Origin of the sequence: Limnothrix sp. PR1529, from assembly GCF_002742025.1 — a bacterium.
Taxonomy (GTDB): Bacteria; Cyanobacteriota; Cyanobacteriia; order CACIAM-69d; family CACIAM-69d; genus CACIAM-69d.
Window position 1 is genome coordinate 1 of sequence record NZ_LIRO01000125.1, and the last position, 17,128, is coordinate 17,128.

General features: G+C 54.4%; 12 protein-coding genes. 5 read left to right on the forward strand and 7 right to left on the reverse strand.

Features of this window, described 5'->3' with window-relative positions:
• Nucleotide 1: 1 nt before the first annotated feature.
• Nucleotides 2-3,091: an ATP-binding protein gene (locus tag AMR42_RS17315; RefSeq protein ID WP_158234529.1), complete on the reverse strand. Its 3,090-nt coding sequence runs from the start codon at nt 3,089-3,091 to the stop codon at nt 2-4.
• A 1,170-nt stretch (nt 3,092-4,261) separates the two neighbouring features.
• Here AMR42_RS17315 and AMR42_RS17325 point away from each other — a divergent pair.
• Complete coding sequence (locus AMR42_RS17325) at nt 4,262-5,191, forward strand: hypothetical protein (protein WP_099534905.1); 930 nt, start codon at nt 4,262-4,264, stop codon at nt 5,189-5,191.
• 19 nt (nt 5,192-5,210) lie between these two features.
• Here the strand turns inward: AMR42_RS17325 and AMR42_RS17330 are convergent, their stop codons facing one another.
• The gene (locus tag AMR42_RS17330; RefSeq protein ID WP_234407076.1) at nt 5,211-5,630 is read right to left on the reverse strand and encodes a DUF1823 family protein; all 420 of its coding nucleotides are present in this window, start codon (nt 5,628-5,630) and stop codon (nt 5,211-5,213) included.
• 607 nt (nt 5,631-6,237) lie between these two features.
• On the opposite strand from AMR42_RS17330, the gene AMR42_RS17335 reads away from it, so the two are divergent.
• On the forward strand, nt 6,238-7,035 hold the full coding sequence (locus AMR42_RS17335; RefSeq protein ID WP_099534907.1) for a choice-of-anchor E domain-containing protein: 798 nt from the start codon (nt 6,238-6,240) through the stop codon (nt 7,033-7,035).
• 213 nt (nt 7,036-7,248) lie between these two features.
• Here the strand turns inward: AMR42_RS17335 and trmFO are convergent, their stop codons facing one another.
• The 4 genes from trmFO to AMR42_RS17355 all read right to left on the reverse strand — a co-directional run bounded on the left by trmFO (nt 7,249) and on the right by AMR42_RS17355 (nt 11,795).
• Complete coding sequence (trmFO, locus tag AMR42_RS17340) at nt 7,249-8,634, reverse strand: FADH(2)-oxidizing methylenetetrahydrofolate--tRNA-(uracil(54)-C(5))-methyltransferase TrmFO (RefSeq protein WP_099534908.1); 1,386 nt, start codon at nt 8,632-8,634, stop codon at nt 7,249-7,251.
• A 228-nt stretch (nt 8,635-8,862) separates the two neighbouring features.
• Nucleotides 8,863-9,312 (reverse strand): hypothetical protein, encoded by a 450-nt coding sequence (locus tag AMR42_RS17345; protein ID WP_099534909.1) that lies wholly within the window; start codon nt 9,310-9,312, stop codon nt 8,863-8,865.
• 375 nt (nt 9,313-9,687) lie between these two features.
• A complete protein-coding gene (locus AMR42_RS17350) occupies nt 9,688-10,785 on the reverse strand; it encodes a hypothetical protein (RefSeq protein ID WP_099534910.1) in 1,098 nt (365 codons plus the stop codon).
• Nucleotides 10,786-11,354: 569 nt separating this feature from the next.
• Nucleotides 11,355-11,795: an Hsp20/alpha crystallin family protein gene (locus AMR42_RS17355; protein ID WP_099534928.1), complete on the reverse strand. Its 441-nt coding sequence runs from the start codon at nt 11,793-11,795 to the stop codon at nt 11,355-11,357.
• 520 nt (nt 11,796-12,315) lie between these two features.
• Between AMR42_RS17355 and AMR42_RS17360 the strand changes: the two genes are divergently transcribed.
• The 3 genes from AMR42_RS17360 to AMR42_RS17370 all read left to right on the forward strand — a co-directional run bounded on the left by AMR42_RS17360 (nt 12,316) and on the right by AMR42_RS17370 (nt 14,039).
• Nucleotides 12,316-12,552 carry a hypothetical protein gene (locus tag AMR42_RS17360; RefSeq protein ID WP_143473165.1) on the forward strand — a complete coding sequence of 79 codons (237 nt, stop codon included), beginning with the start codon at nt 12,316-12,318 and terminating at the stop codon, nt 12,550-12,552.
• A 154-nt stretch (nt 12,553-12,706) separates the two neighbouring features.
• Complete coding sequence (gene msrA / locus AMR42_RS17365) at nt 12,707-13,357, forward strand: peptide-methionine (S)-S-oxide reductase MsrA (protein ID WP_099534929.1); 651 nt, start codon at nt 12,707-12,709, stop codon at nt 13,355-13,357.
• 100 nt (nt 13,358-13,457) lie between these two features.
• Entirely contained in the window at nt 13,458-14,039 is a 582-nt protein-coding gene (locus AMR42_RS17370) for a Uma2 family endonuclease (protein ID WP_099534912.1), read from the forward strand.
• Nucleotides 14,040-14,065: 26 nt separating this feature from the next.
• On the opposite strand, the gene AMR42_RS17375 is transcribed toward AMR42_RS17370, so the two are convergent.
• Entirely contained in the window at nt 14,066-17,116 is a 3,051-nt protein-coding gene (locus AMR42_RS17375) for a UPF0182 family protein (protein ID WP_099534913.1), read from the reverse strand.
• Nucleotides 17,117-17,128: the final 12 nt, after the last annotated feature.

Genomic DNA, 17,128 nt, shown 5'->3' on the forward strand with positions numbered 1-17,128 from the left:
ATTAATTTGATTCACTACCCTGGCGATTTTCCGTTTGATCATCGACCACCAAAATTCGATAGTCCGTGCGATCGCTCGCTAATCCCACAATTTGGGGAATCGGCGTATTGGTTTGCGACATCGCCTGATGAGTCACCAAAACAGGGAGATAAAAGCGGAAAAGGCTGCCTTGGCCCAGTTGGCTTTCAGCGGTAATTTCTCCACCCATTAACTCCACCAGTTGGCGACTAATGGCTAAACCCAAGCCGGTTCCACTATGGGCATCTTGGTGATCCGTTGCCTGCACAAAATCATCAAAAATGGTTTCCAAATGTTCAGGAGCAATGCCAATTCCACTATCTTGAACCTCAAATAGCAAGGTGGTTTGGGTGGGCGTAGAGGGCGATCTCTCCGTTGGTGAGCCATTCGCGGCAACCGAATTAGGAATAGGTGTTATCTCTGAGGAAACTGCCTCAAAATCAGGAATATTTGGGGGTGAAGTTTCCGTAACAGGGGGTAACTGGTTTGGGCTGCTGTTGTGGGAACGTAGCCGCACTCGAATAAAGCCCGTTTGTGTAAACTTCAGGGCGTTGCTAATCAAATTAATCAAAACTTGCTCTAGCTTTCGGCCATCAACTAGGGCATGGGTGGGTAATAATTCGGCCAGTTGTAAATCTAGCTGTAGGCCCTTATGTTGGGCTTGCAACAAAAATAGATCGGCCACACTTTGCATTAATTCCCGCAGGTTAATGACCTGAGGCGCGAGGGTTAATTTACCGGCTTCTATTTTAGATAGATCTAAGATCTCGTTGATGAGTTTTAAAAGATGCTCACCACTGCGATAAATTCGCTGTAAGTCGTCCCGCTGGGTGGGTGACAAAACCGCTTCTCGCTGCAAAATATTGGTAAATCCAAGAATAATGTTGAGAGGAGTTCGGAGTTCATGGCTCATTTTGGCCAGGAAGGTACTTTTCGCACGGTTAGCCACTTCTGCGGCCTCTTTGGCTTGATGTAACTCCCGTTCCACTTGTTTTCGATCGCTGATGTCACTGAGGATGCCAATCAGGCAATCTTGACCTTCCAAATAGCTGATGGTGGCTGAGAGCAGAACCGTTTTAATTTCGCCAGATTTGGTGCGAAATTCTGTTTCAAATTCGCGAATCCATCCCTGCTCCTTCAGAACCTTTCGAAACTCCGTTAAATCATTGGGATCTTTCCAGAGCTGCATTTCAGTGCAGCTTTTGCCCACCATTTCCACGTGAGAATAGCCTAGAATACGCGTGAAATTATCATTAATATTAAGGCAATAACCATCATTGATTTGGGCAATCCAGGCGGCTTCTGGACCCGCTTGGAAGATAGTGGCGAATTTTAATTCCGATTGACGCAGGGCCAGTTCCATCCGTTTTTGATCGGTGATGTTGGTGATGGTTCCCACCAGTTTCACCACTCGACCCTGTTGATCAAAAATCGGCTCGCCGCGACTGATCAGATAGATGGTTAACCCGTCGCGCCGTTGGATGCCATGTTCGATCGTGTAGGGAATTCCTTGCTCGATCGCCTCCGTGACCGTGGCCACAAATCGCGGGCGATCGGCCTCGGGGAGCAAATCAAAAAGGTCAGGGTGGCCCGGTTCTTGGGCATCGGGTTCCAATCCCAAAATGCGAAACTGTTCCGCAGACCAAGTGCTTGTGCCCGTCGCCACATCAAATTCCCAACTGCCCACCTGGGCAATCCGTTGGGCTTCCGTGAGGGCCGCCGTTTTCTGGGCCACCTGTTGCTCCAGGTCACGGGCATAGGTGTGGCGGAGTTGGTCGGCCGCTTGCAAGGCTCCCACCATTTGCTGAAAGGCTTGGGTTAAGCGATTCACTTCCGCCACCCGCGTTTTGGGCAGGGGGTTGGCATGTTGGCCGGCGGCGATCGCCCGGGTTGCTTCTGTCAAATTTCGCAGCGATCGGCTCAAGCGTTTGGCCGTCCAAGTGCCCGTTCCCAAAGATCCTGCCAAGGCCAACAAACAAAACCAAAGATTTTGGCGATGATTAGCCTCAATCTCACCAATGAAATCGGCTTCCGGAACCGCCGTGACCACAAGCCAATGCAACCCATAGGCATCTTGGTAGGGGGTGACTTTCGTAAACAACGTGCCATTTTGAAAGGCTAATCGCCACCGTTGTTCCGTTTGAATGGCTTGCCATTGGGGATCTTTTTGTTGAAGTTGCTGGGCAATGGCCCTGGTTTCTGAATTACGACTTTGGGCCAGCGATAATCTTGTGGGATAGGGTTGGTTGGGTTGCTGAATGTAGGGCAATTCCAGGGTTGAAGTGGCCACCAAATTGCCCGATCGATCCACAATAAACGCCTGACCTCGGGGCGAAATCTGCAACTGATTGAGAAAGGTATTCAACCCCGACAATAAAACCGTGCGGCTTAAAACGCCCCGAAAATTGCGATTGCCATCATAAATTGGCAACAATGCATCAATGCCCAACATTGGAATCACGCGATGGGTGTAAACCGGTGACCAAGTGGGCTGGCGACTATTTTGGGCCCGTTGAAACCAGGCCGTTTGTCGCACATCATCGGTAATTTGATAGGCGGCTTCCAAGGGTTGCCCTTGGTCACTCACACGCGAATAGAGGCGCTGGTTGGGCAGGTTGGGGCTGGCCTCTGCCAGGAACTGTGTACCTACGGGATAGGATTTGCCCGTCAACTGCTCAATTTGTTGGCGCAACTCCAAATTGACCGATCGCACATAGCCCACCAGCAAGCCCCGATCGTTGGCAAACATGGTCGCCACCAGACTGGGATCCGTGGCCATCTGTTGCCACAGATAATCGCGCCAAGGGGTGGAGTTATCCAACGGCAACTTGCCCCCTTGGATCGCTCGACCATTAGCGGCCAAGGTGTGTTGTTGCTTGCTGAGCAGACTATCCACATGATCACGCACCCGGTGATCCACAGCATCCAGCAGGCGATTGGCCAAATTTTCTACGGAGGTTTGGCCGCTGCGGTAAGACCAATAGCCGACCAAGCCCACCGCCCCCACCACCTGCACCACAAAGGGAACCGTCAACACCCAAAACAGGCTGATGGCCGCAGATCGATTGGCCACAGATCGATCGGGCTGATTTTGGCCATGCCGCAACAGCGAAATCCTTTGCCAAAGGCCTTGGATCCGACGAGGGAGCCGCATTTTTCGCCAGCGTGGCTGTTGAAGATTCATAGGCTCATGCGGGACTGACGGGGCAATTCAGGCGCGTTCAGGGGCCCTTGTCCTAGCGGTTTGGGAAATGACGGGGAGACTGGAGGCAGCGGCTTGGGTCGGAAATGGTCGGTTTGATTTGGGGCATGGGTGGGTAGTGGCATCCCAATCGCTCAACGGTGGATGACCTGACTGCAATTGTGCGATCGACCGGTTTGCAATCCTCGACTGCGGTCACAATCGGGGCCCGATCGCAGTTTGATCGCGCCGTTGCCTAACCAATCGCTTACAACTGGTATTAACACTATCAGCGACTGATGATCTGTAACGCTATCTACCTACTAATCGAGTAGATCTACTGAAGTGTTAGAAATATCACAGCGTTCTTTGCTCGATCGCTTGAACTCATATTGATAATTCTATTGATATCAACTTATGGAACTGAGGTTTTATAAGTTTTGTAAGTGTGCTGAGCGGGCAAGAAATTGCCCTTGATGGCTCAGATTAGTTGAAAGTTCGATTCACCTAGTCAACCGCTGAAAAATTACCTTAAATGACTATACTAACCCATGAGAAAGAATTTTGGCTTGCTGGAAATTACGGCGAGTTAGTCCACCAGAGATCACAAGAATTCCAGGATGATAACAACATGAGTCCCTTAATTTTGAAAAGGGTAAATTGTGCAAGATTTGATCTTGGCTTAAGGATACTTAAAATTCCAGCAAAAACCAGATTGGGAATCGGCTATTCTGGACTAGACCTTAACCTATGATTCGGGTTTTTGATTCCGCAAAAGTTAGGCTAGTCAGTGTTAGAAAAATAACCCAATTGTCTTGGGCAGGGTGGCAAATTAGGTCACCCTCATCAATGCACCCAAAATACTCCTGTTTTCCCCAAGGGTGATTGCTAAAGTTTTGTTCTGGAACTGACGCTTGGCAACCTGAGCCATCGCGGCGGTTGGCTGGGATGCCAGGGTCTCGGGTGAAAGCGCAACCGTGTTGATCAGGAATTTTTGATCAGAAATTGGCGAAGATCATCGGCTAGGATCGACGCAACTTTCAGGCCGTTTGGATAACTCCCATGTCTGCGACAGCATCGTTTATTCGCCAAAGCCAACTGCTGGGCCGCTTGGTGCTCGATCGCGCCACTACGGAAACTCTGGGCCATGTGGCCGCCCTGTGGGTGGATCCGCGAGCAGCCCGGGTGTTGGGGATTGTGATTCGATCGGGGCCGTTGCCGCTGAATTTGTCCTTGAAGTTGCCGCTGGGTGGCCCGTTGCGAGCCTGTGCCTGGGGTCAGGTGGTGGCGATCGGGGCGGATAGCGTGTTGGTGGATCTGGGAACCCAAGGGGAGAGCCTGCAACAGCCGGAGGGAGCCTTTGACCTTGTGGGTCACGAGGTTTGGACTGACGGAGGCAATCGAATTGGCACGGTGGCGGATCTGGAGTTGGATCCGGCCGTGGGCCGGGTCGATCGCTACCTCTTCCGGCGTGAAGGCGTGGCGGATGTGGCCTATAGCTTGCCGGCCGGAGCGGCCATCAGCGGCGGGCCCAAGCGGCTGTTGGTGGTGACCCAAGCGGCCGAGGCGGCCGAGGCGGTTCCTTTGACGGCCGCTTGGGATCAGGCTTTGGATTCGGTGCAAACTTCGGTGCAAACCACCCTGCGCCAAGTGCAGGAAAAGACGAAGCCGATCGCCGAAACGGCCCGCAGTCGGTTTGCGGATTTGGCCCGGGAAGCCCGCGATCGGGCCAAGTCTTTGGCGGACACGGCCCGCACCCGCGCCACGGAACTGACAGAAACCATGCGCGATCGCGCCGATCGCCTGACCCAGGAAAGTCAGTCACCCCAGCGCGATCGCCCCGCTGGAAATTTGCCCGCCGCCCCAGAGAATGCTGCGACGGATGATGATGATCCGATCGACCTGTGGGATGAAGATTCCCCCGCGATCGACACGCCCGCAAGCCCGATCGAAACCGATTCCCACCAGCCACCTCAGCCACCTAACGCCTAGGAAGCGCCTCAAGGCTGAATCATGCGTCTTCGCCATTGGCTGACTGTAATGAATCCTGGGCAGAAGGGCGATCGGGCGGCTGCACTGGCAACAAGTTCTGCGCTTTCAGATAGCCCAACAGCCAATTCACCGCCGTTGCCCGTCGGGTTTTGCGGGGCACTAATTCACCCACCTTGTAGCCCTTGAAGCCCAAATATTCCTTCAGCAATTGCTTATTCTCGGCGGGAATCGATCGAGTCAGCTTCACCGTGGCTGGGCGGCTTTCAATAAAGTTCGGCGGTTCTGGATAATCCCCTTGCCAGTCCGCCGGAGCCAACCAAGCTTGGGTGTTTGGATCCCATTGGTAACCCAACCCATGCCACAGCAGTTGATTCACCCGGTCATCCTCTAATCGATCGTCTAAAATGTCCCACAGCAGCTCGATCGTGAGACTGGGCAAGCGATCGGGGAATCCGTCCGGTAACGCCACCGTTGAGCGTTCCGTGCAGTTTGGCTCCTGACAACTACTCATGAAAGACCTCTTTTCAGAACCGCAATCAACTTATAAGTCTTATCAATTTATTACATCAAAAAATGGCATCAAATTGTAATGAAATCCAATCAATGATATTCAATCAATCAAATTAAATTTATTCTATCTTGATATTCATTCCTGTAATTCCTTGACTCGATCAACACCCAGTTTTCTCTAAATCTTCTATCTTGACTGTCCTCTTGCATTCACCCTGGAATGATTCAGCATTGGTCTAGTCCGCACTTGATCACAAAATCATTCCTCGCTCTAACAGCCTGAACCAAAACCTAATCATCGGGATACAGGAAAAACGCAACTCTCGATCGCTCGATTTTGGAGTCCCATTGCATTTTCTTCTTCATCCAATCTTTAATTTAAGTAATCATCAACCAATCTTTGCTGAATCTTTAAAAATTCCCCTTGATTCCGCCAAATCTTAAAGCTAAGTTAGATTCCATAAGGGGTCATAAAAGCGACGCGGAATGCCACGCGGTCGAACTTTGCTCTCAATACCCATCCTCTTGTGGAAGATATGAAATCTTGGTTTGCCCCCAGCGTTGCACTTGCAACCATTTCGCTGAGTTCCATCGCAGCTCCCGCCCTTGCCCTCAGCATCAGCTACTCCGATGCCTACGTGCCGGATGCCAGCACGGTTACGACCCTGAATACCATTGATGGCTTTACGGGTGGCCTCACAGACGCAGAAGCCCGAAATGGCCTTTATGGTTTCACGGATATTGAAGATGTCCTGTCGATTCAGAAGTTTGATCCTAGCCTCGGAACTCTGAAATCGGCCAAGTTGACCTTTGATACGGGACTTTGGCAAAAGGCTTACTACGAGCACCTCGGTCGTTTGCGCCCCGGCAACGTGGCCTCCATCAAATTTGACTTTGAGGCTAATCTAAACCTGACATCCAGCGGCGGCACGTCAGTTTTTGATATTCCCCTCACGGGCGCTCACGATTTCACGGCATCCTCGTTTGATGGGGGCCGTGACTTTGCTGGCACTTCGGGCCGGAAGTTTTCTACTTCCTTGAACGGTCAATATCAACAAACCAAAACCATCACTGATGCCGCAGCTTTGGCTGGCTTCATTGGCACTGGTTCGATCGACTACACCTTCTCCGCTTCGGCTCTGTTCAGTGTCTTTGGCCCTGGTAACTTGAGCGCCGGTGTGCTGACCCTGGCTAAAGGTGCACTGCGGGTTGAGTACGAATACGAAAAAGAATCCACCTCAGTGCCAGAACCCACCGCGCTGTTGGGTCTTGGTTTGGTGGCTGGTGGGGCAATGGTTCAGCGTCGTCTGCGGGCTGCAGCACCCCGGAACTAGGTTGCAAGGCCGGTCAATGGCAGCTCGGAACTAGCTCGTCAGTCGATCGAACCCTAGCCAATTTAGGGATGAGGCTGGGGGACTGAAAAGATAGCCCGAGCTGTTCTTGACTGCGCTCCTGTGGACTGCACAACTGAATTGCACAAGTTGGTACTGTTGAGATTGGGTTTAGCGATCGCTGAACCCAATCTTTTTTTGCATGATGTTGATCGCTTAAACCGTTGCACCCACCAAAGCAGCGGGTCGATCGCCCAGGGATTCCACTTTCCAGCGATCGAGTTCTCCCAGGGCGCGATCGCGGTATTGGCCGTAGCGCTCCTGTTTGTTGCGGATCTTGGTCGGCAGCTCCGGCAGGATGCCAAAGTTCGGCGGCATCGGCTGAAAATGCTTGGGCGAGGCGGAACTGATGAACTCGAACAGCGCGCCGCTCATGGTTACGGGGGGCAGGGCGATCGGTTCCAGGCCGCGGGCAATCCGGGCCGCGTTGGTTCCCGCCAGCCAGCCGCCGGCCGTGGCCGCCGTGTAACCTTCCGTGCCAATCAGTTGGCCCGCCGCCAGCAGCGTCGCCCGGCCCTTGAACTGCAACGTGGCGCTCAACAGTTCCGGCGCGTTGATGAAGGTGTTGCGGTGCATCACGCCCATCCGCACAAATTCGGCATGTTCCAAGCCGGGAATCATCCGAAACACGCGCTGTTGCTCGCCCCAGCGTAGGTTGGTTTGGAAGCCGACCATGTTCCACAGTTGCCCCGCCTTGTCCTCTTGGCGCAGTTGCACCACGGCGTAGGGGCGTTTGTCGCGATTGGCGGGGTCGCGCCCGTCGCCCAGCCGGGAATCGAACAGGCCCACGGGTTTCAGGGGGCCGTAGCGCATGGTGTCTTCGCCGCGCTGGGCGAGTTCTTCGATCGGCAGGCAGCCTTCAAAGAATTTGGCACTTTCGCGATCGAAATCCTTCAGGGGCGCTTGTTCCGCCGCACAGAGGGCTTGATAGAACTGCAAATATTGCTCCCGGTTCATGGGGCAGTTCAAATAGGCTGCCTCGCCCTTGTCGTAGCGGGAAGCCATGAAGGCCACGTCGCGATCGATCGACTCACCCACCACGATCGGGCTAGCCGCATCGAAAAAGCTCATGTAGTCCCGGCCCGTGAACTGTCGCAGATCATCGGTCAAGTCCGGGCTGGTCAGGGGCCCCGTGGCCAACACCACAACGCCATCGGTGGGAATTTGCCGCACTTCCTCGCGCCGGAAGTCCACTAACGGGTGTTGCGCCAGAGTTTCGGTCAGGTCACGGCTAAACTCCGCGCGATCGACCGCCAACGCCCCGCCGGCCGGCACGGCATGATGATCCGCCTTGCCAATTACGATCGACCCCAGCCGCCGCAATTCCTCATGCAGCAAGCCAGCCGCGCGATCGGCAGACATGGCCCCAAAGGAGTTGCTACAAACCAACTCCGCCAAATGTTCCGTGTGGTGGGCGGGGCTGAGGCGTTCGGGCCGCATTTCATAGAACACCACCGGCACGCCCGATCGCGCCACCTGCCAGGCCGCTTCAGTGCCGGCCAGCCCACCGCCAATCACATACACCGGCTGTAAATTCGACATGGCTTACCTCAGCGATCGCCCAAACTTGCAGAAACCAAGATGAATAGCTTATAGCAATTTGATTAGGGCGATCGGCGTTTAGCAATCTCTTCCCTGTGATGAAGTGGAGGGGTATTTACAGTCAAAGGTTTTGGCCTTCTGCACTTGTAAAACCGAAGAGGAGACTACCTGTGCATCTAGTTACTGACTAAGGATGCATCCGCATTCTGGATTATTCCTGGAATGATTTCACACCAATAAACAGTCATGTTTACTGATCTCTAGGGAAATGATGCTAGCTTCTGTGGGATGAGCGGACGGAGCAAGCAGTGAGCTATAAAACTCAGGACTAAATCCCTCGTTCAGGTAGCAGTAGCGAAAAATCAGAATCAACGCTGATCGCTGATCTCTTCCAAACTTGTCCTCTAACTCGTAGAAGCTGGGAACCGGATTTCCCTGTACCCAGAGGGCATCGACATAGGTAATAACCTCATCCATGAATTCCTGGCCGATACTATAAAGTTCAGCAAATGGGTCAGAACCATCGCACCAGTGGGTATGAAAATACGGAAACATTCTTACTGACACTGCGTAGTAATAGGCAGGATCAATGCGAAGCTTACCTTCATGATCAATACCATTGAGCATGATTTGGGCACGATAGGTCTCGTATGCTGCTCGTAGTAATGCGGTGTCCATTGTTTAGAGTTTGACGTGAACGTGAGTTGCATGACTTTTTATATTTGGTCATGCTTGTATACATACTACATTCACATGAAGTACTGTGTGAATAACTTTATAAAGCTTTTATTAAAAATCTAAAATTACCTAATTTGTAGAGATAGAGCATGATCATTTTGACGCTGATTGCCAACTAGCATGGCTACGGATAATTACCTTCAGCAGCTTGAGGACTATTTTGATTTCCAGCCTTTCTCCATATTCACAATATTCACAGCAATATTCAGTTGGCGATGTGGGGCGATCGCTCGCTACCTTCAACAGTGCTGATTTCAACCCTGTGCCAGTATTGCTGGTCGCGAGCAACTGCCCAGACTGATAGAAACCGAATAGTTAGCTAGCCCAACCGTAGCTGCGGAGATGTTTGCCACAGTAGCCGATCGCCACTTTTTCGGTTTCAAAGTCCAGCTCAAAATAAATTTGCAAGTTGTGGACTGCGTTGTTTTTGCCCAAGGTGAGATGTTTAAACATCCGCTGTTTGCGGCCCCCATGGCGAAAGTCCCGATCGCTCCCGTATCGAGAACCGGTGACTTGGTGTTCCGTGGGCTTAAAGTCCAAACCATAGGCGCGGAAACCCTCCCGCCAACCGCCCATCGATCGCCCTTCCCGTTTTGCCAGCAGGGAGGCGCGGCCAATTTCCGCGATCGCCCGTAAAGCTTGATAAACCTCACTGGGGCGACCAAATTGGGACTCGGCCGCAGCCGATCGGGCAGAATCCCAAATTTCCAACACATCCCCAAACTGTTGTTCCGCTGTTTCCACCGCCGCCAACACCGTTTCAAAGGCCCCTGCACTGACTAACTCGTCCGTTTCCGAGTTGTTCTCTCCCGCCTCGGCCGGTTTGGGTTGATATTGCAACAGGCTGGCCAAGTTGCTTTGGCTTGTGTTTAGCTCCGCTTCCAATTCCGCCACGTAATCCCGTAAATGGGATAGCTCCCCTTGGAGGGCGGCTTGCTCATCCCAGGTTTGTTCCACATCGGTGCGAATGGCTTCCAGGTCAGTCCGCTCCTTTTGCAGCAGCCGATCGCGCTCTTGGAGTTGGGTTTTCAGCGCCTCGATCGTCCGTTGGTGGTTGGTGGCCTGCTCTTCCAAGGTTTCCAGTTGCAGTTGTAGCGATCGCTGGCTGGTTTCCAGGGTTTGGCGTTCGTGGCTTTCGTGATCCAAATCTCGCTGCAACCGCTCCAACCGTTGTTGATAGCGCCAGCGATCGAGCACCCGCATGGACACCACCCCGATCGTCAGTCCCCCCAAGGCTTGGGCCGCATTTTGCCACAGGGCCCCTTGGCCCCAGGCGGAGTCTGTCACCTCCACGCTGGCCAGCCCCAGGGTGGATCCGTGGCTAACCACACTGCCCACGCCCACCACTGTGCAAAATGCCACCACGCTCAACCCCAAGAGCGCCAATAACCGCATTCGATCGCCTGTTTCCATACCCGAATTAAGACCGCCGACCTGTGTGAGAAGCTTCCTCGATTGTAGACGCGCCACTCTGGATTGTGTGGCCCCTACCCGTCATGATTTCCAAAGCGAGGGATTATCAATCCCTATTGTTTTGGGAGTTTAAACTAATGTTAAAAATTGATTTTGAAATCAACGGTTTAAGGCGAAGATTTTAAGCCAAGGTTTAAGGTCAGCTCTAAGGTCGCTCTCTGTTTGTGATTGAGGGATAGTTGAGCGGCATTCATGCTTGATCAATCTTGATTTGGTCTTGATTGTGCTTTAATTCGCTTGAATTTGACCTTGGTTTGACCGTACTTCAGCTTGGGCTTAGTTTGGATTGAGCTTTGATTGGAGTTGGACTAAGTTTGGAAGAAACCTGAATTGAACTGGAATTAAAAAACCGGGAGAACCCGTTCAGGATTCCCCCGAATCTGCATTCATTCATCCTTCTAGGTCAGCAATTGCACTGAAACGGGAGTGCAACATCATCGCTCAAGATCAAAGTTCAAAGCCAAAGTGAAAAACCGCAGTGCAACGCTTTCAACCATGGGCCAGTTACCCTAGCCGATCGACAGCTTCACAACCTTGTTCTTTTCTTCTTCCACCTTGGGCAACCGCAGTTCCAAAATGCCATTTTGATAGTTAGCAGTGGCTTGGGCATTTTGCACGCGGGTAGGCAACGGAATCACTCGTTGAAACTTGCCGTAACGAAATTCGGTGCGGAAAGCGCTGTCTTCTGGGACGGTTTTTTCGGAGCGTCGCTCACCAGCGATCGAAACCGACTCCGCCGTCACTTCCACATCAACGGTTTTCGGATCAACGCCCGGTAGCTCCAGGCGCAACAATAGCGCATCAGCGGTTTCTTCCAATTCCGCAGCCGGTGCGTGGTGCAATTCCGGGTCGATCGCCAAAGGAGTCATCAGTGCGCCATCCAAGAGTCGATCAAAACGACGACGGAGCGACTCAATTTCTCGATAGGGTTCCCAACGGATCAAGGTCATTTTAGCCACCTCGCGAACTCCTGAAATCAACAATTTGGGAGAAGGGTTTGCTTGAGGATTAACCTCAAGAATCGAGTTCAATCTTGCTCGAATTGGTTCAATTTTGCGTGGAGCGTTTTGCTCTGCACAATCTCAAGATAACTCGCTCAAACAGAAGCTAGATTCGGTTTGCACGACCCATTCAAGGGCAGTTCCCACACCTGAGTTTTCAGAGGCCAATGGCTGAGACATTGTGTTGAAAGCTAAACTGCTGGCCAAACTGCTGACCAAACTGCCTAATTGCTTTTGCTGCTGACTGCTGAGGCTTAATCGAAGAAATAAAAATGCTAAAAAGGCGCAGTGATATTGCAATCAAATTAAGACAGTTGCAAGGATGAAAACCGTACTTAAGCGGGCTTGAAAACCGATAATTCGTCCGATGGCAGCCGGAAATTCAGCGGGGCCCGAACCGGGTGCTTAACTGGGTATGGGAACTGTTGTGGGGATAGATGACAGGATGGGTTTTGGGATGAATTGGGGGATGAATTACGGGTCTGGCTGTTCGATCGAACCTATTCTGTTGGCGCTCCCAACCACGGACAGCGATTGGCGGTGGCTGGCGGGTGGCATGGGGCTGTTGGTGTTGTATTTGCTGGCTTCGGCAGCAACGGAAATGGGAACCCGCCGCCCGATCGGGTGGCGATCGCCCAAGCACCCATCAAGGGACGCGGCCCCATCAGCGGGCGATCGAGAATCGTCTGTGCCTCCCCAGCCCTAGGAAAACCTTTTAAGATCGAGCAGTTGCGGCCCAGGGATCAGACCCCAAATCGAAACCGATCGCATTGAAATTGGATTGAAATTGGATTGCGCCTTGCATTGAGATTGATCGAACCCCGATCAAATTGCCCATGAATGTTCAGGAACTCCTCGCCATGTTTTTTGGTTTAAAGCAAAAGTCCACGATGCCCACCGCCAAAGAAGCGTTACCGGGGCGATCGACCAAAATGCCCATCAAGAATCAGCATTTTGTGAATGGCAACCCGATCGAGGGGCCCTTCCCGGCCGGTCTGGAAACGGCCCTGTTTGGGTTGGGTTGTTTTTGGGGAGCCGAGCGCAAGTTTTGGCAAACCCCCGGCGTATTTTCCACGGCCGTGGGCTATGCGGCCGGGCACACGCCCAACCCCACTTACCACGAAGTTTGCACGGGCCTGACGGGCCACAACGAAGTGGTGCTGGTGGTCTATGACCCGCAACAGGTGAGCTACGAGCAACTGTTGAAGGTCTTTTGGGAAAGCCACAACCCCACCCAAGGGATGCGCCAGGGCAACGATGTGGGAACCCAATATCGATCGGGCATCTATACCTACAACGAAGCCCAAAAGGCGGCGGCGATCGGCTCCAAGGAACAGTACCAAGGGGCGCTGACCCAAGCGGGCCATGGGGACATCACCACGGAAATTCTGGATGCGCCGGAGTTTTACTACGCGGAAGACTATCACCAGCAATATTTGGCTAAAAATCCCGGCGGCTATTGTGGCCTGGGCGGCACGGGGGTGAGCTGTCCCGTGGGCTTGGCGGTTTAGGGTTCGTTGCTGTGTCTGTTTCGGCCGTTGGTTGTCTTGGGGTTGCCCTGGGGGCCCGGCGGCCGATCGTTCCTTTGTTGGCCCCGGTGGGCCCCTTGCCATGAGCGAGATCGCAATCGATCTTCAGCCGGACTTGGCCTTGGACGATGCCACCTTTGCCCGCATCTGTCGCCAAAATCCCCACTGCAAATTTGAACGAACCGCCGCAGGAGAATTAGTGATCGTGGCCCTCACGGGAGGCGGAACGGGACAGCGCAACTCACGCCTCACGGCGCGGTTGGTGTTGTGGAATGAAGAGACGGGCTTGGGCGAGGTGTTTGACTCTTCCACGGGGTTTAAACTGCCGAACGGAGCCATTCGATCGCCCGATGTTGCTTGGGTCAGCCGCGATCGCTGGTTGGCCCTCAGCGCTAAGGAACAGGATAGCTATCCGCCCCTTTGTCCTGATTTTGTGGTGGAGCTAAAGTCGCCCAGTGATGACTTGGGCCAAGTGCAAGCGAAGATGCAGGAATATCTCAACAATGGGCTGCGTTTGGGGTGGTTGCTGGATCCGGCGGAGGCGATCACCCAGATCTACCGACCCGATCGCCCGGTGGAAACCCTGAAATCTCCCACCACCTTGAGCGGCGATAGTTGCCTACCGGGGTTTTCCCTCTCTTTGGCCGGCATTTTGAATTCCTAGATTTTGAATTCCTAGATTTTGGATTCCTAGGAGGTTGATGGGGGAGCGGCCTGAGGGGCTGGCGATCGTTGGCCAAACATGGCCGTGATTGCCGTGTCGAGGGTGGGTTGCATCACAATTCGATCGCCATGGGCCACCACCAACCGAATCAGGGTCGGCAGGCCGCCCGCATCGGCCGCGAGATATAGCGGCTCCACATAGAGAATGGACCGCCCGATCGGGATGGCGACTAAGTTCCCTTGAATCACCTTGGAACCCTGGCGATTCCAAAGGCTAATTTGGCGTGCAATGTCCGGATCTTGATTAATGCGGGCTTCCACCTGCTCAATCCCAAACACCAGCCGATCCTTGGGGAATTGATAGAGCAAGAGTCGGCCGTAGCGATCGCCATCGGAGCGGGCCGCCAACCAGCCAATCAGGTTGCTGCGCTTGGCGGGGCTGAAGGGCAACAACTGCACAAACTCCGGTTGGCTGGTGCCGGGCATTTGCATCAGGGCAAAGTAGGGCTGAATCGGTTGGGGCTGGTTGCCGTAAATTTCGTTGGGAATTTGCCACAGATCCTCCCGGTTATAGAACTCCTGGGGATTGCTCATGTGATAGGTCAGCAGCTTTTCCGATTGCACAGCAAACAGATCGATCGGGTAGCGGAAGTGCGATCGAATGGCCGGCGGGCATTGGTCGATCGGGCGCAAGAGTTCCGGGAACACCGCTTGCCAACTGCGAATCAGCGGATCATCCCCATCGGCCACATAAAACCGCACCGTGCCGTTATAGGCATCAATCACCGCTTTTACGGAATTGCGAATGTAATTAAAACCGGCGCGGCTGGGTTCGGAATAGGGATAACGGCGGCTGGTGGTGTAGCCATCCACAATCCAAAACAGGTGGCTGCGGCGATCGAACCCATCGGTATCCGTCGCCGATTGCAGGTTCACGGCCACGGCGTAGGGATCGCGATCGAACTGCAAGAAGGGGGCGATCGTCCGCACCCGTTCCCGCACATTCCGCCGCCAGAGCAAGCGCGTGTCCGGCGTGAGGTTATTGGTCAGCAGTAATTGCCAATCGCGTAGATAGGCCGCCAACAGCCACCGCTTCCACCAGTGATCGCCCAGTAGCACCCCGCCTTGACCGTCGTAGTGGTTATAGGCGTTGTCATTGCCTCGGGGATAGTCCAACTCTTGGGCTGCGGTCGGAGCCAGGATGTAGGTATTGGTCAGCTCACCAAAGTAGACCCGGGGCCGATCGAGGGGAATGCCCTGGCTCACCTGTTCATTGGCGGCCCGCAGGATGCCGCCGCCCGTGTCATCAGTGCCGGAACCAATGTCCCGAACCCAATAGAGCGGCAGGCCACCGGCTCCCACTTGGTTGGCGGGACTGAGGGTGAAGCCATAGCCGTGGGTGTAGACCAAATGGCGGTTCAGCCAAGTTTGGGCTGGGGTTGACAGGGCGGTGGTGTCCAACTCCCGCATGGAGAGGATGGTGGGATGGAGGGTCGATCGGTCTGTGGCGGCCGGGGCCGGATTGGGCCGATCGGGCAATCGGTACCGATCGAGGTCTGCGTTGGCAAAGCGGTAATAGGAGCGGATTTGTTGTAACTGCCGATTGGTATCTAGCAGCGGGTTTGTGTCCCAAAGGCGCACACTGTCGAGGGTGGGTTCATAGGTTTGCAGATCCGCCGCGCTGAGGGTGGCTTGGGGGTCAAAGGATTCCGCTTGCACCCGATCGAGGCCAAACGCCGATCGGGTAAAGGCAATGTTGCGCTCAATGTAGGGCCGTTCCCGCTCCAGCTCGTTGGGTTCCACAATTGCCCCCTGCACCGCCTCGGGCAACAGAAAACCCAGACTGATGCCCCCGATCGCGTAGCACAACAGCCCGATCGCCACCAACCGGGGCGGCAAATCCGGCCGGCGATCGCCCGTGGGTTGTGCCACCCGGCCATCCAGCCAACGCCGAGGTTGCAACCCCGTCAAGGCATAGCCCAGCAGCCAAACCCCACTGCCCAAGGACACCAACCCCAAGCCAATGTTGGCTGGCAACTGCACGCGAATATCCGCAAAACCGGCTCCATAGGCAGCACCTCGGGTGGAATTGAGCAAATCAAAACAGGCAACCCCGGCGCTGATGCCCGCTGCCAACAACACCAACCCCAAGAGGCCGCAGCCATGCCGCCATTCCCCCACCGTGAAGCCGGGAAATCGCCCCCGAGCCAAGGATTTCTGACTGAGCAGGTAATATAGCCCCACCAACAGGGCCGACCAAAGCAACAGCCCGATCGCCCAAAACTCCAACAGTTCCACCAGGGGCAAGCCAAACACAAACCAGCCCACATCCAACCCAAACACCGGATCCACCTGTTGAAATCGGCTGGGGTGGGCGGCCAGCAAAATCGTCGCCCAATGTTGGGAGCCAATCCAGGCAAAGTTCAACGCGGCGATCGCCCCTAAGGCCCGCAAGCCCCACCTCGGCGCGATCGCCCCCAGGGCCCAAAGGCATCCCGGCAGCGCCAACCACCACCATTGGCCCGATCGCAACGGCTCCAGCAGTTCCCATAACAACAGCGGTTGCAAGCGAGGAACCGCCGTGGGTAAGGCTTCTCGCCCCGCCGTCCAGCCAATTTGCCCGTAATGCACCACCAGCAGGGCCAACCCCAGGGCCAACAATCCCGACACCAGCAGCAATGGCAGCAAATCTAGCCGGCCGCCCACCAGTCGTTCCCCGCGCGGTTCGATCGCCCGAGGCATCACCCACCAGGGGCAATCGGGATCAGGGCCCAGGGCCACCGACTCCCGGCGGTTGAGCTGTTCCGCCAGCCACAGATTGCCCCACAGCACCGCCAACGACCCGATCGCCCCCACCCCAAACAGAGCCGCCTGCACCGCCAGCCGCATCCACCAAAGGGAGCCATAGCCCAACTGGCCAAACCAAAGGCCATCCCCCAGCCAGCGCACCGCCAGCCCGATCGCCAGCACAAAACCCAACCCGCCCAGGGCCCACCGCCAGGGTTGCTGCCTGGCTCGATCGGGGGCCGCTATGGGGGGCGTTGAATTGACAGCCAAGGGCGATCGCGTCCGGGTCATGGAAAGTCTCCA

Excerpts from the sequence above, each read along its gene's own strand:
- AMR42_RS17325 (WP_099534905.1), top strand. The coding sequence starts at position 4,262 with ATGTCTGCGACAGCATCGTTTATTCGCCAAAGCCAACTGCTGGGCCGC.
- AMR42_RS17335 (WP_099534907.1), top strand. The coding sequence starts at position 6,238 with ATGAAATCTTGGTTTGCCCCCAGCGTTGCACTTGCAACCATTTCGCTG.
- trmFO (WP_099534908.1), bottom strand. The coding sequence starts at position 8,634 with ATGTCGAATTTACAGCCGGTGTATGTGATTGGCGGTGGGCTGGCCGGC.
- AMR42_RS17345 (WP_099534909.1), bottom strand. The coding sequence starts at position 9,312 with ATGGACACCGCATTACTACGAGCAGCATACGAGACCTATCGTGCCCAA.
- AMR42_RS17350 (WP_099534910.1), bottom strand. The coding sequence starts at position 10,785 with ATGGAAACAGGCGATCGAATGCGGTTATTGGCGCTCTTGGGGTTGAGC.
- AMR42_RS17355 (WP_099534928.1), bottom strand. The coding sequence starts at position 11,795 with ATGACCTTGATCCGTTGGGAACCCTATCGAGAAATTGAGTCGCTCCGT.
- AMR42_RS17360 (WP_143473165.1), top strand. The coding sequence starts at position 12,316 with ATGAATTACGGGTCTGGCTGTTCGATCGAACCTATTCTGTTGGCGCTC.
- msrA (WP_099534929.1), top strand. The coding sequence starts at position 12,707 with ATGTTTTTTGGTTTAAAGCAAAAGTCCACGATGCCCACCGCCAAAGAA.
- AMR42_RS17370 (WP_099534912.1), top strand. The coding sequence starts at position 13,458 with ATGAGCGAGATCGCAATCGATCTTCAGCCGGACTTGGCCTTGGACGAT.
- AMR42_RS17375 (WP_099534913.1), bottom strand. The coding sequence starts at position 17,116 with ATGACCCGGACGCGATCGCCCTTGGCTGTCAATTCAACGCCCCCCATA.